A 23,173-nucleotide genomic window follows, 5' to 3' on the forward strand; every position below is an offset into this window, starting at 1 on the left:
TCAGGACTGAAAGGAATCCATGTCCTCCTGCGAGTCGTCGTCCCTCCCGTCGTTCCCGTACATCGAGGACCCGGCCCCGGGGCGCGGAGCCCTGCCGCCGCGCGCCGCGTTCACCTCCGACGCGCCGTCGCTGAGCCTCACCGGGACGTGGCGTTTCCGGCTCTCCCCGTCGCCCGCGACGGCGCCCGAGGGCGTGGAACTCGACGACTTCGACGACTCCGACGGCGCGGGCTGGTGCGACCTGCCCGTTCCCGCGCACTGGCAGCTGCACGGCCACGGCGCCCCGGCGTACACGAACATCGACTACCCCTTCCCCGTCGACCCTCCCCGGGTGCCGTCCGACAATCCGACGGGGGACTACCGGCTGGTGTTCGACCTGCCCGAGGAGTGGCCCGGCGGCCCCGCCGTGCTGCGGTTCGACGGCGTCGACTCGTGCGCTCTCGTGCGGCTGAACGGCACCGAACTGGGCGTGACCCGGGGCAGCAGGCTGCCCACGGAGTTCGAGGCGGGCGCGCTGCTGCGGCCGCACGGCAACGTGCTGTCCGTACGGGTGCACCAGTGGTCCTCCGGCTCCTACCTGGAGGACCAGGACATGTGGTGGCTGTCCGGCCTGTTCCGGCCGGTCACCCTGATCGCCCGGCCGGCGGGAGGCGTCCGCGACCTCTTCGTCCACGCGGGTTTCGACCACATCACCGGGCACGGCGAGCTGACCGTGACGGCCGAGGGCCCCGGTGTGCGCGTCGACGTGCCGGAGCTGTCCATCACGGGCCTGCCCGCCGGGGAGAGCGTCGTGGTCCCCGGCGTGGAGCCGTGGAGCGCGGAGAGCCCCCGGCTCTACGCGGGCGAGGCGTACACGGACACGGAGCGCGTACCGCTGCGGATCGGCTTTCGCACGGTGGCGATCGAGGACGGCGTGCTGAAGGTCAACGGACGGCGGATCGTCTTCCGGGGCGTCAACCGGCACGAGTTCCACCCGGAGCACGGCCGCGCGGTGCCGCGCGAGAGCGCCGTCGCCGACATCGAGCTGATGAAGCGCCACCACGTCAACGCGGTGCGCACCAGCCACTATCCGCCGGACCCGGAGTTCCTCGACCTGTGCGACCGCTACGGCCTGTGGGTCCTGGACGAGTGCGACCTGGAGACCCACGGCTTCGAGCGGCTGGACTGGGCGGGCAACCCGAGCGACGACGAGCGGTGGGCCGAGGCGTACCTGGACCGGATGCGGCGCACGGTCGAACGGGACAAGAACCACCCGTCGGTCGTGATGTGGTCGCTGGGCAACGAGTCGCACACCGGCGCCAACCTGGCCCGCATGGCGCGGTGGACCCATGAGCGGGACCCGTCGCGGCCGGTGCACTACGAGGGTGACTACGCGTGCGCCTACACGGACGTGTACAGCAGGATGTACGCGTCGCACGAGGAGGTCGACACGATCGGCCGGGGTTCCGCAGCCGAGCTCGACAACCCGCGCCACCGTGAACTGCCCTTCATCCTGTGCGAGTTCGTGCACGCGATGGGCAACGGCGCGGGCGGCCTGCTGGAGTACCGGGAGCTGTTCGAGCGCCATCCGCGCTGCCAGGGCGGATTCCTGTGGGAGTGGATCGACCACGGCATCGCCCGCCGGGACGCGGCGGGGCGGCCGTACTTCGCCTACGGCGGCGACTTCGGCGAGGACATCCACGACGGCACCTTCGTGATCGACGGCGCGGTCCTGCCCGACCGGACGCCGTCGCCCGCGCTCACCGAGTTCGCGAAGGTCTTCGAGCCGGTACGGATCACCGGCACGGCGGCCGAGGGGACGCTGACGGTGACGAACCTCCACGACACGGTCGGCCTCGACGGCCTTCTCTTCTCCTGGACGCTCCAGGAGGAGGGCCTCCCGGTGGCGGCGGGCCCGCTGGACGTGCCGCCCACCGCGCCGGGCGCGAGCACGCGCGTGCCGTTCCCGGATCTGCCGGCCCCGTCCGGGGAGAGCTGGCTGACCGTACGGGCGGTGCTCGCGGCGGACACGCTCTGGGCGCGGGCGGGCCACGAGGTGGCGTGGGGCCAGGTCAGGATCACCCCACCGGCACCGGCCCGCACTGCCGTCCCGGTCGCCCCGGCCTCCCCCGAAGCCCGGGGGACTGCCCCGGCGCTGCCCGCCGACCGGCGACCGGTACTCGGTCCTGCCCGCTTCGACGCCGCGACCGGCCGGCTGACGGAACTGGGCGGCCATCCGATCGAGGGCCCCCGGCTCGACCTGTGGCGCGCGCCGACCGACAACGACCTCGGCTCCGACGACCCGGAGGCGGCCCGCTGGCGCGCGGCCGGACTGCACCGCGCGCACCACCGGGTCGCGTCGGTCGAGCGGACCGGCCACGGCGAGTCGGCCACGCTCGTCGTACGCACCCGGGTGGCACCGCCCGCGCGGGGCTTCGGCATGCTCGCGGACTACCACTGGAGCGTGCACGACGGCCGGCTGCGGCTGCGCCTTGAGGTCGAACCCGACGGCACCTGGCCCTGCACCCTGCCCCGGCTCGGCCTGCGCATGGCGGTGCCGGGCGCCTTCGGGACGGCGCAGTGGTTCGGCGGCGGCCCCGGCGAGGCGTACGCCGACAGCAGGCAGGCGGCCCGTATCGGCCGCCACCGCGTGGACGTCGACGCCCTGGCGACCCCGTACGTCCACCCGCAGGAGAACGGCAACCGGGTGGACGCGCGCCGGCTGACCCTGAGCGCCCCCGACGGAACGGGCCTGCTCGTGGAGGGCGAGCCGGTCTTCGACTTCACGGCCCGGCGCTGGACGACGGAGCAACTGGACGCGGCGGCGCACACCACGGACCTGGTGCCCGGCGACCTGATCCATCTCAACCTGGATCTGGCGCAGCACGGCCTCGGCTCGGCGGCCTGCGGCCCGGGCGTGCTCCCCCGCTACCGGCTGTACGCGCGCCGGGCGACGTTCGCGCTGACGTTCAGCACGCTCGGCGGGCCGGCACGCTGACCGGCGGGCCCGCCCGCGCGGGTCCTGCTCCCGGCCGGGCGGCCCGTTCGGGCGAACGGGGGCCGAAAATGACGTGCCATGGGCGGGCGGGCCCGCTACCTTCCCGCGCATGCATGCCTCGTTGTCCGCACCCTGCGGCAACCCCCTCCGCGAACGCGCCCCCCGCCCCCGCGGGTCGGCGGCCGCCCGCATTCCGGTGCCGGCGCCCGGCCGACGGGGCGGGCACCCCGGCCGCGCCGGTGGCCCGCCCGACGACGCCCCGCTCATCCCGCACACCCCGCGCATCCCTCGCACCCCGCACGTCCCATTCCGCAGCCAGGAGCGCCGATGACCACCGAACGCGACGCCCTGTGCGCCTTTCTGGACAAGCAGCGGGCCGCCCTGACCGGGAGGCTCGACGGCCTCACGGACGCCCAGGCAGGCTCCACCCCGACCGCGAGTTCCCTCTCGCTGCTCGGTCTGCTCAAGCACGCGGGCATCTGGGAACGCCGCTGGTTCCAGGTCGCGGTGGAGGGCACGGTCTTCCCCGGCGAGTGGCCCGACACCGCCAAATCCGACTCCAACGACGAGGACTTCGTCCTGGACGCGAGCGACACCGTCGAGCGCTGGCGCACGTATCACGCCGCACAGGTCGCGCAGTCGCGCCGCATCGCGACGACCCGCTCCCTGGACGCTCCCTGTGCCTGGCCCCCGGCCGAGGACCGCACCCTGCGCTGGGTCCTGCTGCACATGATCGAGGAAACGGCCCGCCACGCGGGCCACGCCGACATCATCCGCGAGACCCTGGACGGTACGAGGGGGGTGTGAGCGCCCCGCGGCGGGCGCGCCGGCGCCCCGGTCGCGCGGGTGAGCGGAGGCGGGTCCTCCGGGGTGCCGCGGGTGGTGGCATAGCCTTCCTGACCATGAGCACTGACGCAGCAGAGGTATGGCTTCCGTACGCCGCCGACGAGATAGCGGGACTCCCCGACGGCCTCACCTACCGGTTCTGGGACGGCGGTCCGGACTTCCCCGGGGACCCCGGCGACTGTGCCTTCTACGTCGTCCCGTACCTGAAGGGGCCGGAGGTCGCCGTGCGGCCGCTGGCCGGGATGCGGTCGCTGCGGGTGGTGCAGACACTGTCGGCCGGTGTCGACCACGTGGCACCGGGGCTCGGTTCGCTCCCGTCCGGGGTGCGGCTGTGCAACGCGAAGGGTGTGCACGAGGCGAGCACCGCCGAACTCGCGCTCGCACTGACCCTCGCGTCGCTGCGGGACATCCCCGGCTTCGTCCGCGCGCAGGAGCGCGAGGAGTGGCTGGCGGGGTTCTACCCGGCCCTCGCGGACCGGTCCGTGCTGATCGTGGGGTACGGGTCGATCGGCTCCGCCATCGAGGACCGGCTCGCGGCCTTCGAGTGCGCGCGGGTGGTGCGCGTCGCGCGCTCGGCGCGGGAGGGTGCGCGCGGCGCGATCCACGCGCTCTCGGATCTGCCCGCACTGCTCCCCGACGCCGATGTGGTGATCCTGTCCACTCCGCTGACGGACGGGACCCGGGGTCTCGTCGACGCCGGCTTCCTGTCCCGGATGAAGGACGGCGCCCTGCTCGTCAACGTCGCGCGGGGCGCGGTCGTCGACACGAAGGCCCTGCTCGCGGAGGTGGGAACCGGTCGGATCACGGCGGCACTCGACGTCACGGACCCGGAGCCGCTGCCGGCCGGGCACCCGCTCTGGCACGCGCCCGGCGTCCTCGTCAGTCCCCATGTCGGGGGCTCCACTTCCGCGTTCGAACCCCGTGCCAAAAGGCTCCTCTCGACACAACTGACCCGGTTCGCCGGGGGTGAAGAGCTCCAGAACGTGGTAATGACCACAGAGTGAGCCGTCACGGAGTGCCCCTCCGTGACCACGCTTCGCAGCCGTCGGCACCGGTGGCGCCGTAACACCCCAGCTCGTCACGGAGAGTAGAGAGACTATGTCCCTGAGTGACGACTCTGGTGTATCGTCCCGATCTGGGGGCTGCGTCGCGTGTGGGCGGCGTCGGGGAGCGACCAGAATCCGAGGGGGGCGACGGGCGATGCACGGCCGATGGACCGACGAGAGCGACCAACCGAGAGTGAAACGTCCCGGAGTGGGCCGATGAGCGCCGGGGGGATCCTCCTCGACCGCCGCCGGACCTCCGGCTCCCACGCCGGGCTCCTCGGGCAACTCCTGCTCGCCCTCGTCTGCGGTGCCTATGCGACGGGGGCCGCGATGGGCTGGGGATCACACGAAGTCGCCATGTTCATGGGCGATTTCGGCCTGAGCTTCGCGGCACTGATCGCGGCGGTCTCCTGCTTCCTCTACGCGCGCGGGCGGGGCCGGCGCTTCCGGCCCGCCTGGCTGCTGTTCTCGCTGTCGTCCTTCATGGCGGCGGGCGGCAACGCCGTCTGGGGGTGGTACGAGGTGGTGCTGCGCGAGCCCGTGCCCGCGCCGTCCCTCGCCGACCTGTTCTTCCTCTGCTTCGCGCCCCCCGCCATCGTCGGCCTCCTGGTCCTCGCCAAGCGCCCGGTCACCAGGTCGGGTTGGGTCTGCCTCGGGCTCGACGCCTGGCTGATCGGCGGCTCGCTGCTGACCCTGTCCTGGAGCCTCGCGCTCGCCCACACGGCTCGTGTCGACGGTCCGAGCGTGGCCCAGTCGGCGCTCGCACTGGCCTATCCCCTGCTCGACATCGTGCTGGTGAGCATGGTGCTCGCGCTGCATTTCCGGCACACGGCGAGTCGCACGGCGGTCAACACAGCGATCAGCGCGCTCGCCCTGACCGTGCTGTGCGACGGGCTGTTCACGTCGCCGCTGCTGCGCGCCGACTACCACTCGGGCCAGCTCCTCGACGCCGGCTGGTTCGCCGGTTCACTCCTCCTCGCGTACGCGCCCTGGGGCGTGCGGCACCTGCCGGACGCGCCCCCGCGCCGCGTGCCGCGCAAGCGGCGAGGCCTCGCCCGTGCCATCGGCGCGCTCGCGCCGTACCTGGCCGCCGCGGTCTGCACGCTGGGCATCCTCTACACCGCGGTCGAGGGCCACCAGGTCGACCACGTCGTGATCCTCACCGGCTGCACGGTGGTGCTCGCCCTCGTCGTGCGGCAGGCCATCATGCTCGTCGACCATGTGGCGCTCACCCAGGAACTGGCCCAGAAGGAGAACCACTTCCGCTCCCTGGTCCAGGGGTCGAGCGACGTGATCATGATCGCGGCACCCTCCGGGGTGCTGCGGTACGTGAGCCCCGCGGCGTCCGGCGTCTACGGACGGGGCGCACAGGATCTGGAGGGCGAGGAGCTCGCCTCCCTGATCCACCCCGCGGACCTCGGGAAGGTCGTCCACGAGGTGCGCAGGTTCCTCGCGGCCCCGCCCGCGCGAGAACCCAGCGCACGGGTCGAATACCGCTTCCGGTCGGGCAGCGGGGACTGGCTCAATGTGGAGTCGACGGTCAACCGACACGAGGACGGGCTGATCTTCAACAGCCGTGACGTCACGGAACGCGTGCGCCTCCAGGCCCAGTTGCAGCACAACGCCGAGCACGACCCGCTCACGGACCTGCCCAACCGGGCGCTGTTCACCGCCCGGGTGGGGCGGACCCTGTCCGGACGGCGGGCCGGCGACGCGGGCACGGCCGTCCTCTTCATCGACCTCGACGGCTTCAAGGGCGTCAACGACCGCCTCGGCCACCAGGTCGGGGACGAGCTGCTGATCCGCGCGGCCCGGCGCCTGCAGGCCTCCGTGCGCGCGGGCGACACGGCGGCGCGGCTCGGGGGCGACGAGTTCGCCGCCCTCATCATCGGCGGCGACGGCGACGGCGCAGCCGCGCAGGACGTCTCCCGGCAGGAGGGGGACGAGCGCCAGGACCGGGCCGGGCGACAGAGCCGGGAGGACCGGGAGCGCATCGTCCAGGAGATCGCGGACCGGCTGCGCCTCACGCTCTCGCAGCCGTACCGCATCGAGGGACACGAGGTCCGGGTGGCGGCGTCGATCGGTGTCGCCTTCGCCGAGCCGGGCTCCGACCCGGCCGACCTGATGCGCAACGCCGACCTCGCCATGTACCGCGCCAAGGCGGCGGGCAAGAACCGCGTCGAGCTCTACGTACCCCAATTGCGCTCCGACGCCGTCCGCAACGCCGAGCTGACGGGGCGCGTCCGCACCGCCCTGCACGACGGCGAGTTCACCCTGCTCCACCAGCCTGTGGTGAATCTCACGACGGGCCGGGTCTCGGGGGTGACCGCGCAGCCGCGCTGGCGGGCCCCGCACGGGCTGCTGTTCACCCCGGCGGAGTTCCTGCGGATCGCCGACGACCACGATCACGACAAGGCCGCCGAGTTCGGGCAGCGGCTTCTTGAGGACGCCGTGGAGCGGGCCGCCGAGCGCGCCCGCTCGACCGGCCTGCGCTCGCCCGTCGTCGTACGGCTGCCCGCCCGGCGCCTGCTGGAGCGGCCGCCCCGGCTCGACTCGGTCGAAGCCCTGCTGGCCCGGCACCGGCTCCCGTCCGGCTCCCTGATGATCGAACTCTCGGACGCCGACCACGGTGTCGACCCGGACGAGCTGGAACAGAGACTGCGGGCGCTGCGCCGGCTCGGCGTGCGGATCGCTCTCGACGGCTTCGGCAGCGGCTTCTCCGCCATCAACGCCTTACGCAGACTGCCGCTCGACGTGCTGAAGCTGGACCGGGGCCTGGTGGAGGGCCTCGCCGAGTCCCCCAGGCTCCACCGGATCACCGCGGGACTGCTGCGCATCGCACGCGACCTCGGCATGTACTCCGTGGCGGACGGCGTGGACCGGCCCGACCAGGTTCTCGCCCTGCGGGCGCTGGGCTGCACACACGGCCAGGGGGCCGCCTTCTCGGGGCCGCTGGACGAGCACCGGCTGCGCCGGGTGCTGGACCGGGGCGACTACCCGCTGCCGCAGGACACCGGAGCTCCCGGTTGCACCGCCGTGAGCCGGCCGGGCGTGCCCGTGGCGTCACGCCCGGCCGGTGCGCCCGGCGTGGGCGCCCCCGTCGGCGTCACGGGCCCCCTCGGTGCCCCGGCGGCAGCCGCAATGCCCTCGGCCGCTCCCCCGTCGGCCGTCGCTTCCCCCACCGTCCTCGGTCCGGTCGGCGTCGTGGAACTGCCCGGCACCACGGGCGGGCCCGGTGCCCTGGGAGTCCCCTCGGGGTCCCCCGGCGCGTCCGGGGCCGTGGGACTGTCCCGGGCCTTGGGGCCCACCGGCGCCCTGGGCCTCCCGGAGACGGCCGGTACTCCCGGCCCAGGAGGCCCTTCCGGCGGCGTCGGGGTGTGCGGGCCAAGTCTTCCCGGTGCGGCGGCCCGTGGCCTGCTGACGGGCTCCCTGTCGGCGCTGTGGACGCGTCCGCTGCCGGGTGACCGCCTCCCGCTACCGTCGTCCCGCTCGAATGGTGAGACGCCAGTCCCACCTACTTGACACGTGCAGCGCGCCGGGGGGAGGGTCTGTGCCATGCGCACCCGAATTCTCGTACTTGGACAGCGCGTCGGCTGAAGCGAAGCCCCCAACCGGCTCCGTGGAAACTCACCGACGCGCTCCCCTCGCTTGCCTTACGGCACGGGGGGTTTTTTGTTGCACCGACGCCCTCAGCACCCTCGAAAACACCTCGCACCACCCAAGCCCTGAGAAGAGAAGCCGATGACCGAGCAGGCCACCGGGGCCCACCATCCGCAGCCGCGGGCCCGTAGCGGCGGAGCGCCTTCCGCCACCGTCGAACACGTCACGGGCGCGCAGGCCCTGATCCGCTCGCTGGAGGAGGTGGGCGCCGACACCGTCTTCGGTATCCCCGGCGGAGCGATCCTCCCGGCGTACGACCCGATGATGGACTCCACCCGTGTGCGACACGTTCTCGTCCGCCACGAGCAGGGCGCGGGCCACGCGGCCGTCGGATACGCGCAGGCCACCGGCAAGGTCGGGGTGTGCATGGCGACCTCGGGTCCCGGCGCCACCAACCTGGTGACCCCGATCGCGGACGCGCACATGGACTCGGTGCCGATCGTCGCGATCACCGGCCAGGTGGCCTCGAAGGCCATTGGTACGGACGCCTTCCAGGAGGCGGACATCGTCGGCATCACGATGCCGATCACGAAGCACAACTTCCTGGTGCGCGACGCGAAGGACATCCCCCGGACCATCGCGGAGGCATTCCACATCGCGGGCACGGGCCGGCCGGGTCCCGTGCTCGTCGACATCCCGAAGGACGCGTTGCAGGCGCAGACGACGTTCTCCTGGCCGCCGGTGATGGACCTGCCCGGCTACCGGCCCGTCACGAAGCCGCACGCGAAGCAGATCCGCGAGGCCGCGCGACTGATCGCCCAGGCGAAGCGCCCGGTGCTCTACGTGGGCGGCGGCGTCATGAAGTCCGGCGCCACGGCGGAGCTCAAGGTCCTCGCTGAGCTGACGAAGGCGCCGGTCACCACGACCCTGACGGCTCTCGGCTCCTTTCCGGACAGCCACCCGCAGCATGTGGGCATGCCGGGCATGCACGGCGCGGTCACGGCCGTCACCGCCCTGCAGAAGGCCGACCTGATCGTCGCGCTCGGCGCCCGGTTCGACGACCGCGTCACCGGCAAGCTGGACAGCTTCGCTCCGTACGCGAAGATCGTGCACGCCGACATCGACCCGGCGGAGATCGGCAAGAACCGCGAGGCCGACGTGCCGATCGTCGGGGACGCCCGTGAGGTGCTGGCGGACCTGGTGCAGGCGGTGCAGGCGGAGCACACGGCCGGCACCCTCGGTGAGGCGGCGAGCACCGGCTATCAGGCGTGGTGGAAGGACCTGGACCGCTGGCGGCAGACGTACCCGCTCGGCTACGACCAGCCGGCGGACGGTTCGCTCTCGCCGCAGCAGGTCATCCAGCGCATCGGTCAGCTGGCGCCCGAGGGCACGGTGTACGCGGCGGGCGTGGGCCAGCACCAGATGTGGGCCGCGCACTTCATCGACCACGAGGGCCCGGCGACCTGGCTCAACTCGGGCGGCGCGGGGACGATGGGCTACGCGGTGCCGGCCGCCATGGGCGCCAAGGCCGGCCGCCCGGACCGCACGGTCTGGGCGATCGACGGCGACGGCTGCTTCCAGATGACCAACCAGGAACTGACCACCTGCGCGCTCAACAACATCCCGATCAAGGTCGCCATCATCAACAACGGCGTCCTCGGAATGATCCACCAGTGGCAGAACCTCTTCTACAACCAGCGCTACTCGCACTCCAACCTGCGTGACACGGGTGACGGCGCGAGCGCCCCGAACAGCGGCACCCGCGTCCCCGACTTCGTGAAGCTGGCGGAGGCGATGGGCTGTGCGGCGATGCGCTGCGAGTCCCCGGACGACCTGGACGCGGTGATCGCCGAGGCCAACTCCATCAACGACCGTCCCGTGGTGATCGACTTCATCGTCCACGAGGACGCGATGGTGTGGCCCATGGTCGCCGCCGGCACGTCGAACGACGAGATCATGGCCGCCCTCGGGGTCCGTCCCGACTTCGGTGACGCCTCCGACGACTGATCCGACCGACCCGACAGCCACGACCGAGAGACCCTGAGAGACTCCCATGTCCACCAAGCACACGCTCTCCGTCCTGGTCGAGAACACGCCCGGCATCCTCGCGAGGATCGCCGCGCTGTTCTCCCGCCGGGGCTTCAACATCGACTCGCTCGCGGTCGGTGTCACCGAACATCCCGACATCTCCCGCATCACGATCGTGGTGAATGTCGAGGACCTGCCGCTGGAGCAGGTGACGAAACAGCTCAACAAGCTGGTGAACGTCCTGAAGATCGTCGAACTCGAGCAGGGCGCTGCGATCCAGCGCGAGCTCGTGCTGGTGAAAGTCCGGGCCGACAACGAGACCCGCAGCCAGATCGTCGAGATCGTCCAGCTGTTCCGCGCCAAGACCGTGGACGTCTCACCGGAGGCCGTCACCATCGAGGCCACCGGCTCCAGCGAGAAGCTGGGCGCCATGCTCAAGATGCTCGAACAGTACGGAATCAAGGAGCTCGTGCAGTCCGGCACGATCGCCATAGGGCGGGGCGCCCGGTCCATCACGGACCGCAGCCTGCGCGCTCTGGAGCGCACCGCCTGAGCGTCGCGGGGCGCGACGCTCGCCCTGCCGGACCGCATCGCGAGACCGGCAGTCCATGACCGGCACCCCCGCCGTACGGTGGGACGCAGCACCAGCACCGCTGTCAACAAGGAGAAGAACCCGTGGCCGAGCTGTTCTACGACGACGACGCCGACCTGTCCATCATCCAGAACCGCAAGGTCGCGGTCATCGGCTACGGCAGCCAGGGCCACGCCCACGCGCTGTCGCTGCGCGACTCCGGTGTGGATGTGCGAGTCGGCCTGCACGAGGGCTCCAAGTCCAAGGCGAAGGCCGAGGAGCAGGGCCTGCGCGTGGTGACCCCCGCCGAGGCGTCCGCCGAGGCCGACGTCATCATGATCCTCGTTCCGGACCCGATCCAGGCCCAGGTCTACGAGGAGTCCATCAAGGACAACCTCAAGGACGGCGACGCGATCTTCTTCGGTCACGGCCTGAACATCCGCTACGACTTCATCAAGCCGCCGGCGAACGTCGACGTCTGCATGGTCGCACCGAAGGGCCCGGGCCACCTGGTGCGCCGCCAGTACGAGGAGGGCCGCGGCGTTCCGTGCATCGTGGCCGTCGAGCAGGACGCCACGGGCAAGGGCCTGGAGCTGGCGCTCGCGTACGCCAAGGGCATCGGCGGCACCCGGGCGGGCGTCATCAAGACGACGTTCACCGAGGAGACCGAGACCGACCTGTTCGGCGAGCAGGCCGTCCTGTGCGGTGGCACGTCGGCACTGGTCAAGGCGGGCTTCGAGACGCTGGTCGAGGCCGGCTACCAGCCGGAGATCGCGTACTTCGAGTGCCTGCACGAGCTGAAGCTCATCGTGGACCTCATGTACGAGGGCGGCCTGGAGAAGATGCGCTGGTCGGTCTCGGAGACCGCCGAGTGGGGCGACTACGTGTCGGGTCCGCGCATCATCAACGACCAGACCAAGGCCGAGATGAAGAAGATCCTGGGCGAGATCCAGGACGGTTCGTTCGCCAAGACCTGGATGGACGAGTACCACGGCGGTCTGAAGAAGTACAACGAGTACAAGAAGGCCGACGCCGACAGCCTGCTCGCGTCCACGGGCGCCGAGCTGCGCAAGCTCATGAGCTGGGTGGACGACCCCGAGGCGTGAGCCCCGGCTCCGGGGACGGGCCCGCCGTACCGCCGCGTGCGGTGCGGCGGGCCCGTGCCCGTGCGGCGACCCGGTCGCCGTACCGTGCGGGAAGTATGCACGTATGAGTGATCCTGGCGCTCGGGTGGGATGACCCCCCGGCAACAGCACTAGACTCTGAACACACGCGTCGGGCCCACAGCGTCGTGCGTCTTTCACGCGGACGAGGGCGTGCCGTCATGATCCGGGAAGGTCATGGCGCGCGAATACGCCCCCAGTACCCCTCCACCGCATGCGGCCGTGGGACGGCCGTCCGCAATGGGACTTGTGAGGACACACGTGAGCGGTAAACCGGTCGTACTCATCGCTGAAGAGCTGTCACCCGCCACCGTCGACGCGCTCGGGCCGGACTTCGAGATCCGGCACTGCAACGGCGCCGACCGCGCGGAGTTGCTGCCCGCGATCGCCGACGTCGACGCGATCCTGATCCGCTCGGCCACCAAGGTCGACGCCGAGGCGGTGGCCGCCGCCAAGAAGTTGAAGGTCGTCGCCAGGGCCGGCGTCGGTCTCGACAACGTGGACGTGCCGGCCGCCACCAAGGCGGGCGTCATGGTCGTCAACGCGCCGACGTCGAACATCATCACCGCCGCCGAGCTCGCCTGCGGTCTGCTGATCTCCAGTGCGCGCAACATCTCGCAGGCCAACGGCGCCCTGAAGAAGGGCGAGTGGAAGCGCTCCAAGTACACGGGCGTCGAGCTGAGCGAGAAGGTGCTCGGTGTCGTCGGTCTCGGCCGCATCGGGGTACTGGTGGCGCAGCGGATGTCGGCGTTCGGTATGAAGATCGTCGCGTACGACCCCTACGTGCAGCCCGCGCGCGCCGCCCAGATGGGCGTGAAGCTCGTGACGCTGGACGAACTGCTGGAGGCCGCCGACTTCATCACGGTGCACCTGCCGAAGACACCGGAGACCCTCGGCCTGATCGGCGACGAGGCCCTGCACAAGGTCAAGCCGACCGTCCGCATCGTCAACGCCGCGCGCGGCGGGATCGTGGACGAGGAGGCGCTGGCGTCGGCCCTCAAGGAGGGCCGGGTCGCGGGCGCGGGCCTCGACGTGTACACGAAGGAACCCTGCACGGACTCCCCGCTGTTCGAGTTCGACCAGGTCGTGGCGACGCCGCACCTCGGTGCCTCGACCGACGAGGCCCAGGAGAAGGCGGGCATCTCGGTGGCGAAGTCCGTACGCCTGGCGCTGGCCGGTGAGTTGGTGCCGGACGCGGTCAACGTGCAGGGCGGTGTGATCGCCGAGGACGTGCGCCCCGGGCTGCCGCTGGCCGAGAAGCTCGGCCGGATCTTCACCGCGCTGGCGGGCGAGGTCGCGGCCCGCCTCGATGTCGAGGTGTACGGCGAGATCACCCAGCACGATGTGAAGGTGCTCGAACTCTCCGCGCTGAAGGGCGTGTTCGAGGACGTCGTCGCAGAGACGGTCAGCTATGTCAACGCCCCGCTGTTCGCGCAGGAGCGCGGCGTCGAGGTACGGCTGACGACGTCGAGCGAGTCGCCGAACCACCGCAATGTGGTGACGGTGCGCGGCACGCTGACCGGTGGCGAGGAGGTCGCGGTCTCCGGCACCCTCGCGGGACCGAAGCACCTGCTGAAGGTCGTCGCGATCGGCGACTACGACGTGGACGTCGCGCTCACCGACCACATGGTGGTGCTGCGCTACGAGGACCGCCCCGGAGTCGTCGGCACGGTCGGCCGGATCCTCGGCGAGGCGGGGCTCAACATCGCGGGCATGCAGGTGTCGCGCGCCGAGGAGGGCGGCGAGGCGCTCGTCGTGCTGACGGTGGACGACAACGTGCCGCAGCCGGTGCTCACCGAGATCTCGGCGGAGATCGGCGCGACGTCGGCCCGTTCGGTCAACCTGACGGACTGACCCGCACCGCACCCGCACCGCACGTCCGAGGGGCCCGGCCAAGCCGGGCCCCTCCGGCGTTCCCACCTCGGCGCGGAACGAGCCCGTCCGCACCCTCCCGTAGGACGGGTGGGACCTGTCGCCCCGGCAGCGATCATGATGATGTTGACTGGGAGCCTCCCCGGCGGGGGAGGTGAGGAGGGGTTCTCGCAGGTGGAGCGCAGGACGATCGGCGCGGGCGTGCTCGGTGCGGGCGCGGTCGGGCTCGGATGCATGCCGATGAGCTGGGCGTACAGCCGCTCCCAGCGGCGGGGCGACCTGTCTGAGCGCACGGTGCACGCGGCGCTCGACGCCGGGGTCAACCTGCTGGACACGGCGGACATGTACGGGCCCTTCATCAATGAGCTGCTGGTGGGCCGGGCACTGGCCGGCCGGCGGGCGGACGCGTTCGTCTCGACCAAGTGCGGGCTGCTCGTCGGGGACCAGCACCTGGTGGCCGATGGACGCCCCGAGTACGTGCGGCGGGCGTGCGACGCGTCGTTGCGGCGGCTGCGCACCGATGTGATCGACCTGTACCAACTGCACCGCGCCGACCCGGAGATACCCGTGGAGGAGACCTGGGGCGCGATGGCCGAGCTGGTGACGGCGGGCAAGGTGCGGGCCCTCGGGATGTGCGCGGTGGGACTGCGGGACGGCCCCCGCCGGGGGCCCTCGGGCCGGCTCGGGCAGCCGGACAGGGGTGCGCCCTACGCGGCGGCGATACGGCAATTGGCGCGGATGCAGCAGGTGTTCCCGGTGAGCGCGGTGCAGGCGGAGCTGTCGGTGTGGGCGCCCGAGGCCGAGGAGTTGCTGTTGCCGTGGTGCGCGGAGCGCGGCGTCGGGTTCCTCGCGGCGATGCCGCTGGGCAGCGGGTTCCTGACCGGGACCCTGACGCCGGGACAGGGCTTCGAGGAGGACGACGTCCGCGCGCGGCACCCGCGCTTCACGGCGGAGATGATGGCCGCGAACCAGCCGCTGGTCGCGGGCGTGCGGCGGGTCGCGGAGCGGCACGGGGCGACACCCGCCCAGGCGGCGCTCGCCTGGGTGCTGGGGCGGGGCCGCCAGGTGGTGGCCGTACCCGGCACGAAGCGCGCGGCCTGGGCGGTGGAGAACGCGGCGGCGGCGGACCTGCGGCTCACGGAAGCGGACCTGGCCGACATCGCGGCGCTGCCACCGGCCCGGGCGTCCTGGGACTGAGGGCGCTGGGCGGCGGCGCTGGGCGGCGGCGCCCGGCGCGGGCCCGGGCACGGGCCGGCTGCTCCGCGTCCCCGCGCGGGCGGATCCGTCCTGCTGCCTACGCGTACCGCCTCAGCGTTCCGCGTCAGGCCGTCCGCGTCAGGCCGTTCGCGTCAGGCCGTCCGTGTCAGGCCGTTCGCGTCGGGCCGTTCGCGTCAGGCCGTTCGCGTCAGGCCGTTCGCGTCAGCGTGGCCGGCTCTTCGCGTGCGTCGCCTGCGGACGGGAAGGGTTGTGGGACACAGTGGTGGCGGGCAGGCGGCGCCTGGGCCGCCACCGCCAGCCGCCGGAAGGGATGGGCAAGCCGTGCGACGTACCGCAGTGCCGACGGCCGCAGCCGTCGTCGCGTTCCTCGTGCTCACCGGGTGCAGCGGATCGGGCGGGGGCCCTGGCGCGGGGCCCGGTGGCCGCGTCACCCCGCCGGGTAGCGCGTCGTCCCCGGCCGGTGCGGCCTCCGCGCCGCCCGCCGCGTCCCCGAGCGTCCCGCCCGCGAAGGGTTCCGTGCAGGTCGTCTCCACGCTCACCGAGAACCTGAAGTCGCCCTGGGGGCTCGCCGCGCTTCCCGGCGGCGACCTGCTGGTGTCCTCGCGGGACGAGGGAACGATCACCCGGATCGACGTTCACACCGGGGCCAAGACCGAACTGGGCACGGTCTCCGGGGTCTCCCCGGCCGGCGAGGGCGGGCTGCTCGGCATCGCGCTGTCGCCGACCTTCACCACGGACCACCTGATCTACGCGTACTTCACCACGCAGTCCGACAACCGCATCGCGCGGATGACCTACGACCCCGCGAAGCCGGCCGGGCAGCAGCTCGGCGCGCCCGACACGATCCTGCGGGGCATCCCCAAGGGGTTCATCCACAACGGCGGGCGGATCGCGTTCGGCCCGGACAAGATGCTGTACGCGGGCACCGGCGAATCGGGGGACAGCGCGAAGTCGCAGGACAAGGCGTCGCTCGGCGGCAAGATCCTGCGCATGACGCCGGACGGCGCGCCCGCCCCCGGCAATCCCTTCAAGGGTTCCGTCGTGTACGACCTCGGCCACCGCAACGTGCAGGGCCTCGCCTGGGACGGGGCCGGGCGGCTGTGGGCCTCGGAGTTCGGGCAGGACACCTGGGACGAACTGAACCTGATCCAGCCCGGCAGGAACTACGGCTGGCCCACGGTGGAGGGCAAGGGCCACAAGGCGGGGTTCACGGACCCACTGGAGCAGTGGCGCACGGACGAGGCGTCGCCGAGCGGCATCGCCTACGTCGACGGCTCGATCTGGATGGCCGCGCTGCGCGGCGAGCGACTGTGGCGCATCCCGCTCGACGGCCGGGAATCCGCAGGGGCACCCCAGTCGTTCCTGAAGGGGAAGTACGGCCGCCTGCGCACGGTGCTCTCGGCGGGCGGCGACACGTTGTGGCTGGTCACCAGCAACACCGACACGCGCGGCAAGCCGAAGCGGGGCGACGACAGGATCCTCCTGCTCCGGGTGCGCTGAGCGCAGAGCAGAAGGCGGGCGGCCGTGTTCAACATGATCGAGGACCTCTTCGCACCGGGCCGGAAGCACACGGCGGAGGAGCAGAAGCGGCTGGAGATGAGCCGGGTCGACGTCGACGGTTCCGATCCGGGCCGGGGCCCGATAGACCTGGCGTCGGGCAAGGTGACGATCCGCGTCGGGCAGGCCGAGGCCGGCCAGGAAACCGGGGAGACGGCCGAGGGCGGAGCCGACCCCGACGAGGGGACGGCGGCCCGCGAGGCATCGGCGGCTCCCGAGACCGCGAAGGACCCGGCCGGGCGGGCCGAGCCGGAGTCCTGAGCGGGGCAGCGGCAGTGGCGGGGCGAAGAGGAGCGCACTCGCTCCCCGCGCCCGGTGCCGTGGCCCGCCGGCTGGTCGGCCGCGCCCGCGAACAGCGTCGGCGACCACGGGTGTCGCGCCCTGGGCCGCGTATCGAAAGTGGGGCTGTAGCCGACTGCCGAACCCGGATGGGCGCCCGGAGGCGCCTATCCGGGAGGTGTCAGAGTTGGCGGAAGTAGACAGTGAGTGGGAGGGGTGTGCATCCGAGCGCCTCGTAGAGAGCTCGGGCCGGAGCGTGGAACTGGTCTCCTCCGGTGCCGATCTCGACGACCCCGGCACCGAGGGCCCGCATCTCTGCGAAGGCGTGCTCGCATAGGGCACGGCCCACGTGGTGTCGCCGGTGCTGGGCAGAGACGGCGAGGATCGTGATCTCACCCTTCTTGTGAACCGGGGCGACGCTCCATGCGATGTAGCCCGCGATGGTGCCGTCAGCTTCGGCGACGGCGACGTACCTGTGCTGTTCGGGGGCGTGGAGCTCGGCGACCTGTTTGCGGTAGTCGTTGCGCCAGTTGCCGTGCTGAACGGCGAAGACGGCCTCGCCCATCAGAGGGCGGAAGGAGTCCTCGTAGAACGGCCGGAACGTGTTGATGGTCAGTTCGGTGAGTGATGTCAGGTGCTGCTGGGTGAACGCGCGGATGAGCATGGAAGTGCACCTCTCAGGCTGAGGGCTTGATACCCGGGTGGAACAAGGGCATCGGTCGGCCTGCTCCCGGCCACAGGACTGGCGGTGAGCAGGGCCCTCAGCGACGTGTACGAGAGGCGGGAAAACACTCCATGGTCCGCAGCGTAGTGCCCGGCACGCATGTCGAATACTTCGATTACAGCCACTCGTTGATGACAGCGACGAGAACGGTCGCTTCGGAGCGGACGGCGAGCTTGTCGTATCGCGTGGCGACAGCTCGGTGTCTCTTGAGTCGGTTGATCCCGCACTCGACCGCATGACGCTCGCGGTAGTCGATCGAGTCGAAATGCGGTTGGTCGGCCACCGCGGGAGCCGAGCTTTCGGCGGTTGCGGGCCTGGTCGGCCTTGTCGGGGATGGTGCAGCGAATTCCGCGGCGGCGCAGATAAGCACGGTTCCTGCGGGAGGCCACGCCTTGTCCGCACGAACCCGATGGGGACGGACGCGTGGCCGGCCAGGCCCGATGCGGGGCACGCGGACCTTCCCCAGTACGGATTCGAACTGTGGAGAGTCGCCGCGCTGCCCGGCCGTGATCACGATCGACATTGGCTTTTGGCCCTGCTCGACGGCCAGGTGCAGCTGGGTGGTGAACCCGCCGCGTGAACGTCCGAGTCCGTGATCTCCGGGCTCGGTGAACACACCGCCCGGCGGCTCCTTCTGCAGGTCACCCTGCTTGCGGGCCCCGGCCGCATGCTGATGGGCTCGACAGACCGTGGAGTCGACACTCAGGTCCCACGTGATCGCACCCTGCGCGTGGTCACGGATGGTTGGACCTGCCGAGCTGTCATGGCCTCAGCGTTCAGGTCCACGCCCGGCAGCAACAGGAACGGCACTCGTACACATCCCCCTGTATCAGTTCACGCTCTGGACATAATCTGTCACCATCCGTGACGATCAGTGAGTTGAACGGGACACGGGACACGGAAGGCGAGACGGCGATGGCGGCGACTGCGGCGGACCAGGCCGGCGGCACGGCAGCGGGCTGCGAACCCGAACTGTCCGACAGCCTCAAGACGTTCGGCGCTGTACTGAAGGCGCTGCGGGAGTCGGCAGGGCTCACCCAGGAGGAATTCGCGCCCCGGGTCCAGTACTCGGCGGCCTACGTCGCGAAGATCGAGCAGGGCAGGCGCTTCCCGCCGGAGAGCCTTCCGGAACGCGCGGAGGAGGCACTCGGACCGGTCGCCGCCAAGGTCCTGGCGGCGGCGGGAAGGAGCCTGCGCAGGAAGGCGGGGCTGGCCTCGTGGTTCGTGCAATGGGCGGGGATCGAAGAGGACGCGATCACGCTGTACGCGTACGAGTGCCGTGGGATTCCGGGGCTGTTGCAGCCGGAGGGATACATTCGGGCCGTTTTCGAGCGGAACTTGCCACCGCTCAGTCACACGCAGATCGAACAGCAGATGTCCGCGCGACTCGAACGACAGACTCTGTTGGTCGCACATCCGAACACCGCGTTCAGCTTCGTCGTAGAACAGGCGTTACTGGAACGCCAGTTGGGAGGGGTCTCGGTGACACGCGAGCTCATCGGCCACCTGCTCGACATCGGCAGCCGCACCAACGTCGAGATCCAGGTCATGCCGCTTCTGCAAGAGGACCACGCCGGGTTCGAAGGAGAGATGTACCTGGCCGAGAGCCCCGACAACAGGTGGTTCGGTTATACCGAGGGGCATCGGTCGAGCGCCCTGATCACGGTGCCGAGCGATGTGAGCGCGCTCCTTCAGCGCTATGGCAAGCTGCGTTCCCAGGCCCTTGATTGCCGGGCTACGGTGAGCTTGCTGGAACAGATGAGAGGAGCGCTGTGAGCCCCACTGCAAACCTGAGCTGGATCAAGAGCAGCCATAGCGGAGGCGAGGGCGACAACTGCGTCGAAGTCGCCCTCGAAGCCGAAGCCGTCCACGTCCGCGACTCCAAGGACACCGGCCGCCGCCCGTTCACCGTGACACCCGACGCGTGGTCGGCCTTCACCACGTACGCGTCCGCATCCTGACCTCGTGATCCACGGCCCCGCACGGCGACTGTTCCTGCGGGGCCGTCAGGCGAACAGGCCCAGTCGGTGGGCCCTCGCCGCTGCCTCCGTACGCCCGGAGACGCCCAGTTTCGCGAGGATGTTGGAGACGTGCACGCTCGCCGTCTTCGGTGAGATGTACAGCTCCTCGGCGATCCTGCGGTTGCTCAGCCCCTCCGTGACCAGCCGCAGTACCTCCTGCTCGCGCGGGGTCAGGCCCAGGGTCTTGGACGGGCCGCCGTCCGCGCGGGCGGCGGAGTCGCCCAGGGTGACGCGGGCCCGTCCGGCCAGCAGTTCCACGTCCTCGGCGAGCGGGCGGGCCCCCAGCGACGTCGCCGTCGCGTGCGCCGCCGTCAGCAGTGCGGCGACCTCCGCGCGGTCGCCGTGCGCCGCCAACAGGGCTCCCGCCTGGCGCAGTCGGGAAAGGGCCAGCTCGTAGGGCCGGTCCACGGCCTCGAAGGCGGCGCTCGCACGAGCCCACAGCTCGGGTGCCGCCGCCCCGGCGGCCCGTGCGCGTTCTGCCTCCAGCATCAGGGCGTACGCCTGCCAGACCGGTACGAACGTCGGCATGCGGCGCGCGTGTTCCACGATGGCGTCCAGGATCGCGGCCCGGCCCTCATCGGCGTCGGGCCTGCCGCGGTGGTCGGCCTCGATGGCGGCGGCCGTGACGAGCAGCGGCAGCGCGTACCGCTGGGTGCCGAGCCCGAAGCCGCCCGCGGCGACCTGTTCGAACTCGGCGCGCGCCGCGGCGAGTCTGCCCTGCCGGCCGGCGACGTACATCGCGAGCCGGGCGGGCTGGATGAAGTGCTGCGGCTGCGGGTCGTGGCTGCCGAACGCGGCACGAGCACGTGCGATCTGGTCCCGGGCTTCGCCGAGGTCGCCACTGACGAGGGCCAGTTCGGCCCGGGTCGTCGCGAACATGCCCCTCACTTTCGCCGTGCCGCGTTCCTCGTCGACGGCGTCGAGGGCGGCCCGTGCCTCGTCCCACCGGCCCAGCGAGAACAGTGAGCGGGCCATGTTGGCGCGTGTCCACGCCTCCTGGTGGGCGAGTCCGAGGGAGCGGGTCGCGGCGATGCCCGCCTCCGCCGCGGCCACCGCCTCCGCGGACCGGCCGACGCTCTCCAGTGTGGACGGCAGGTTGGTGCTGACGCGGCCGGTCAGCTCGACGGCGCCGAGCGCCTCGGCGCGCTCCCGCACCTCGTACATCTCGGTGAGCCCTTCCTCCACGCCGCCCGCGTCGGCTACGAGCCAGCCGCGTGTGAGGCGGGCCTGGAGTTCGGTGTAGGTGGCGCCGACAAGGCGTGCGTACGCGACGGCCCGCTCGGCGGCGGCCAGCGCCTCGGGGCCAGGCCGGTGCAGGGCGCCCCAGGTCGCGGCCCTGCTGTGCACCTCCGCGTGCACGGCGGACGGCGGCAGGCCGCGGGTCAGCTGCTGGGCGAGCCCCAGCTCGTGCCGGCCGTCACCGCGGTCGAGGTCCTGCATCAGGTTCGAGCGCTGCACCCAGAACCACGCGGCGCGCAGCGTGTCCTCGCCCTCCTCCTCGTCAAGGGCGCGCAGGGCCTTCTTCGCGATGGCCAGGGCGCGTTCACGGTCGCCGCTGAACTTGGCCGCTACGACGAGCTCCGCGAGGAGGTCGATGTGGGACAGCGCCGCGCGGCGGCCCGGGGCGGCGTCGGCCGCGGCGGCGCACGGCGGGTAGACGTCGACGCGGTCGACGGGCCGCAGCGCCGCGCGCACCTCGTCCGGCGCCTCGTCCCAGAGTTCCAGGGCGCGTTCCAGGAGCCGCAGTTGCTCGGCGTGCGCGGAGCGGCGGCGCGCCTCGACGGCCGCGTCGAGGACGGCGGGCAGCGCCTTGGCCGGGTCGTGCGCGCTGTACCAGTAGCTGGCGAGGCGCGTGGTGCGCTCGTCGGCCCGTACGAGCGAGCTCTCGGCTTCCAGCGCGGTCGCGTACCTGCGGTTGAGCCGGGACCGCTCGCCCGGCAGCAGGTCGTCACTGACGGCTTCGCGGACCAGCGAGTGGCGGAAGCGGTAACCGTCCCCGTCGCTGGTGGGCAGCAGGATGTTCGCTCCGACGGCCTGCCGCAGGGCCTCGATCAGGTCGTCCTCCGGCAGGCCCGCGACGGCGCGCAGCAGCGGGTACTCGACGGTGGTGCCGCCCTCGGCGACGATCCGGGTGAGGCGCTGCGCGTCCTCGGGCAGCCGCTCGACGCGCACGAGCAGGATGTCGCGGAGCGAGTCCGTGAGGCCGCCCGCGCAGCCGCAGTCGAGGGAGCAGGACAGTTCCTCGACGAAGAACGCGTTGCCGTCGGAGCGCTGGAAGATCCGCTCCACGAGGGCGGGCTCCGGCTCCTGGGCGCGGATGCCGGTGAGCTGGCGGTGCACCTCGGCGCGGGTGAAGCGGTCCAGTTCGAGGCGGCGTACGGAGCGCAGCCTGTCGAGTTCGGCGAGGAGCGGGCGCAGCGGGTGGCGCCGGTGGACGTCGTCGGAGCGGTAGGTCGCGATGACGAGGAGGCGGCCCCGGCGCAGTGCGCGGAACAGGTAGGCGAGCAGATGGCGGGTGGAGGCGTCCGCCCAGTGCAGGTCCTCCAGGATCAGCACGACCGTACGCTGCGCGGCGACCCGTTCCAGCAGCCGTGCGGTCAGCTCGAACAGCCGGGCCGTGCTGTTCTGTTCGAGCGCGTCGGGCCGAGGCTGGCCGAGTTCGGGCAGGATGCGGGCGAGTTCGTCCTCCTGGCCCGCAGCCGCCGCCGCGAGTTCGGCGGGCAGCCGGCGGCGCAGGGAGCGCAGAGCCGTGGAGAAGGGCGCGAAGGGCAGGCCCTCGGCGCCGATCTCCACGCATCCGCCGATGACGACGACCGCGTCCCGGGCGCAGGCCGCGTCGGCCAGTTCCTCCACGAGGCGGGTCTTGCCGACCCCGGCCTCGCCCCCGATCAGGACGGCCCCCGGTTCGCCGGCGGCCGCGGCGGCCAGGGCCTGGTCGAGGACCGCCATCTCGTGTGCCCTGCCGACGAATACCGGGCTGACCGATCTGCTCTCCACACGGGCGAGCATCGCACAGGCGTCCGGTTCGGGGGCGGGGATTTCGGGTGGTGCGGAGGCGGGCCGAGGGCCGGCGGCGTTCACGCCGCGTGGTCGAACAGGTGCTGGAGCGGCCTCACCCGCCCGCCGGAGCTGTGGCCCGCGCTGCGGGCCGCCTCCTTGCGCGCCCTGCGCACCTGCCGGGCGAGACGCTCGGCGCCGCCGGCCCGGACCAGGTCGGCGTGGCGGATCTTGTGCATGTCGAGCTCGAACATCGGGGGCTCCTCAAGGGTGA

16 protein-coding genes and 1 pseudogene are annotated in these 23,173 nt (G+C 71.9%); 13 read left to right on the forward strand and 4 right to left on the reverse strand.

Annotated elements, in window-relative coordinates; genetic code table 11:
- Nucleotides 1-19: 19 nt before the first annotated feature.
- The 11 genes and pseudogenes from OG310_RS09760 (at nt 20) to OG310_RS09810 (ending at nt 17,139) form a co-directional block, all read left to right on the forward strand.
- Nucleotides 20-2,977 (forward strand): glycoside hydrolase family 2 TIM barrel-domain containing protein, encoded by a 2,958-nt coding sequence (locus OG310_RS09760; protein ID WP_329455484.1) that lies wholly within the window; start codon nt 20-22, stop codon nt 2,975-2,977.
- A gap of 327 nt (nt 2,978-3,304) precedes the next feature.
- Nucleotides 3,305-3,784, forward strand: a complete 480-nt coding sequence (locus tag OG310_RS09765; protein WP_329455485.1) for a mycothiol transferase — start codon at nt 3,305-3,307, stop codon at nt 3,782-3,784.
- A 95-nt stretch (nt 3,785-3,879) separates the two neighbouring features.
- The gene (locus OG310_RS09770; RefSeq protein ID WP_329455486.1) at nt 3,880-4,827 is read left to right on the forward strand and encodes a 2-hydroxyacid dehydrogenase; all 948 of its coding nucleotides are present in this window, start codon (nt 3,880-3,882) and stop codon (nt 4,825-4,827) included.
- Nucleotides 4,828-5,085: 258 nt separating this feature from the next.
- A pseudogene (locus OG310_RS09775) lies at nt 5,086-7,893 on the forward strand (putative bifunctional diguanylate cyclase/phosphodiesterase); the annotation flags it as partial.
- 717 nt (nt 7,894-8,610) lie between these two features.
- Nucleotides 8,611-10,476 (forward strand): acetolactate synthase large subunit, encoded by a 1,866-nt coding sequence (locus tag OG310_RS09780; RefSeq protein WP_329455488.1) that lies wholly within the window; start codon nt 8,611-8,613, stop codon nt 10,474-10,476.
- A gap of 46 nt (nt 10,477-10,522) precedes the next feature.
- A complete protein-coding gene (ilvN, locus tag OG310_RS09785) occupies nt 10,523-11,050 on the forward strand; it encodes an acetolactate synthase small subunit (RefSeq protein ID WP_329455489.1) in 528 nt (175 codons plus the stop codon).
- A gap of 122 nt (nt 11,051-11,172) precedes the next feature.
- Complete coding sequence (ilvC, locus tag OG310_RS09790; RefSeq protein WP_329455490.1) at nt 11,173-12,174, forward strand: ketol-acid reductoisomerase; 1,002 nt, start codon at nt 11,173-11,175, stop codon at nt 12,172-12,174.
- 318 nt (nt 12,175-12,492) lie between these two features.
- Entirely contained in the window at nt 12,493-14,085 is a 1,593-nt protein-coding gene (gene serA, locus OG310_RS09795; RefSeq protein WP_329455491.1) for a phosphoglycerate dehydrogenase, read from the forward strand.
- Nucleotides 14,086-14,277: 192 nt separating this feature from the next.
- On the forward strand, nt 14,278-15,300 hold the full coding sequence (locus OG310_RS09800; protein ID WP_329460097.1) for an aldo/keto reductase: 1,023 nt from the start codon (nt 14,278-14,280) through the stop codon (nt 15,298-15,300).
- A 342-nt stretch (nt 15,301-15,642) separates the two neighbouring features.
- Nucleotides 15,643-16,821, forward strand: coding sequence for a PQQ-dependent sugar dehydrogenase (locus tag OG310_RS09805; protein WP_329455492.1), 1,179 nt, complete (start codon nt 15,643-15,645; stop codon nt 16,819-16,821).
- 33 nt (nt 16,822-16,854) lie between these two features.
- Nucleotides 16,855-17,139, forward strand: coding sequence for a DUF6191 domain-containing protein (locus OG310_RS09810; RefSeq protein ID WP_443078835.1), 285 nt, complete (start codon nt 16,855-16,857; stop codon nt 17,137-17,139).
- A gap of 199 nt (nt 17,140-17,338) precedes the next feature.
- On the opposite strand, the gene OG310_RS09815 is transcribed toward OG310_RS09810, so the two are convergent.
- Nucleotides 17,339-17,821, reverse strand: coding sequence for a GNAT family N-acetyltransferase (locus OG310_RS09815; protein WP_329455494.1), 483 nt, complete (start codon nt 17,819-17,821; stop codon nt 17,339-17,341).
- A 175-nt stretch (nt 17,822-17,996) separates the two neighbouring features.
- The gene (locus OG310_RS09820) at nt 17,997-18,623 is read right to left on the reverse strand and encodes an IS5 family transposase (protein ID WP_329460098.1); all 627 of its coding nucleotides are present in this window, start codon (nt 18,621-18,623) and stop codon (nt 17,997-17,999) included.
- Between the two features lie 173 nt (nt 18,624-18,796).
- Between OG310_RS09820 and OG310_RS09825 the strand changes: the two genes are divergently transcribed.
- Nucleotides 18,797-19,657, forward strand: coding sequence for a helix-turn-helix domain-containing protein (locus OG310_RS09825; RefSeq protein ID WP_329460099.1), 861 nt, complete (start codon nt 18,797-18,799; stop codon nt 19,655-19,657).
- A complete protein-coding gene (locus OG310_RS09830; protein WP_329455495.1) occupies nt 19,654-19,842 on the forward strand; it encodes a DUF397 domain-containing protein in 189 nt (62 codons plus the stop codon). The genes OG310_RS09825 and OG310_RS09830 overlap by 4 nt, the downstream gene beginning before the upstream one ends.
- 45 nt (nt 19,843-19,887) lie before the next feature.
- Here OG310_RS09830 and OG310_RS09835 read toward each other — a convergent pair whose 3' ends face one another.
- Nucleotides 19,888-22,911: a helix-turn-helix transcriptional regulator gene (locus OG310_RS09835; RefSeq protein WP_329455496.1), complete on the reverse strand. Its 3,024-nt coding sequence runs from the start codon at nt 22,909-22,911 to the stop codon at nt 19,888-19,890.
- A 68-nt stretch (nt 22,912-22,979) separates the two neighbouring features.
- A complete protein-coding gene (locus tag OG310_RS09840) occupies nt 22,980-23,153 on the reverse strand; it encodes a hypothetical protein (protein WP_329455497.1) in 174 nt (57 codons plus the stop codon).
- Nucleotides 23,154-23,173: the final 20 nt, after the last annotated feature.

It is taken from the genome of Streptomyces sp. NBC_01497, from assembly GCF_036250695.1.
Classification (GTDB): Bacteria; Actinomycetota; Actinomycetes; order Streptomycetales; family Streptomycetaceae; genus Streptomyces.

What these genes read in the sequence shown, in the direction of transcription:
- OG310_RS09835 (WP_329455496.1), bottom strand. Translation starts at nt 22,911, where the DNA reads ATGCTCGCCCGTGTGGAGAGCAGATCGGTCAGCCCGGTATTCGTCGGC.
- ilvN (WP_329455489.1), top strand. Translation starts at nt 10,523, where the DNA reads ATGTCCACCAAGCACACGCTCTCCGTCCTGGTCGAGAACACGCCCGGC.
- OG310_RS09770 (WP_329455486.1), top strand. Translation starts at nt 3,880, where the DNA reads ATGAGCACTGACGCAGCAGAGGTATGGCTTCCGTACGCCGCCGACGAG.
- OG310_RS09780 (WP_329455488.1), top strand. Translation starts at nt 8,611, where the DNA reads ATGACCGAGCAGGCCACCGGGGCCCACCATCCGCAGCCGCGGGCCCGT.
- OG310_RS09760 (WP_329455484.1), top strand. Translation starts at nt 20, where the DNA reads ATGTCCTCCTGCGAGTCGTCGTCCCTCCCGTCGTTCCCGTACATCGAG.
- OG310_RS09825 (WP_329460099.1), top strand. Translation starts at nt 18,797, where the DNA reads ATGGCGGCGACTGCGGCGGACCAGGCCGGCGGCACGGCAGCGGGCTGC.
- OG310_RS09810 (WP_443078835.1), top strand. Translation starts at nt 16,855, where the DNA reads ATGATCGAGGACCTCTTCGCACCGGGCCGGAAGCACACGGCGGAGGAG.
- OG310_RS09815 (WP_329455494.1), bottom strand. Translation starts at nt 17,821, where the DNA reads ATGCTCATCCGCGCGTTCACCCAGCAGCACCTGACATCACTCACCGAA.
- OG310_RS09840 (WP_329455497.1), bottom strand. Translation starts at nt 23,153, where the DNA reads ATGTTCGAGCTCGACATGCACAAGATCCGCCACGCCGACCTGGTCCGG.
- OG310_RS09765 (WP_329455485.1), top strand. Translation starts at nt 3,305, where the DNA reads ATGACCACCGAACGCGACGCCCTGTGCGCCTTTCTGGACAAGCAGCGG.